The sequence below is a fragment of the Streptococcus suis genome (assembly GCF_002964045.1).
Classification (GTDB): domain Bacteria; phylum Bacillota; class Bacilli; order Lactobacillales; family Streptococcaceae; genus Streptococcus; species Streptococcus suis_U.
The window spans coordinates 1-338 of sequence record NZ_POPB01000586.1 but is presented as its reverse complement, the minus strand read 5'-3'; the positions used below and the strand labels follow the sequence as shown (position 1 = coordinate 338).

Genomic DNA, 338 nt, shown 5'->3' with positions numbered 1-338 from the left:
CCCTAAGATTTAACCAAAGGAAGTGACCTACTTTCAAGGCTTCAACACGTGTCAGAGCTTGAAAGAGGGCCAAAAGGATTGGCATTTGAATAAAGAGCGGAATCATGGACGCTCTCATGCTGACGCCATTCTCTTTGTAGAGAGCTTGCGTTGCTTCATAAAGCTGCTGGCGACTTTCCATATCCGTTCCTGGATACTCCGCTTGCAACTTTTTCAGCTGAGGTTGAAGCTCCTGCATCTTCCGTGAGGAATTCATCTGTATTTGGAACAAGGGCAACAGAAGGGTTCGAATTAAAATGGTAAAAAGTATAATACCGATTCCAATTTGTCCGTTGATA

1 protein-coding gene is annotated in these 338 nt (G+C 43.8%); it reads right to left on the bottom strand.

Features of this window, described 5'->3' with window-relative positions:
* Positions 1 to 338 (bottom strand): membrane protein insertase YidC (locus tag C1E99_RS13010; protein WP_153060264.1); only part of this gene is annotated, 338 nt, incomplete at both ends.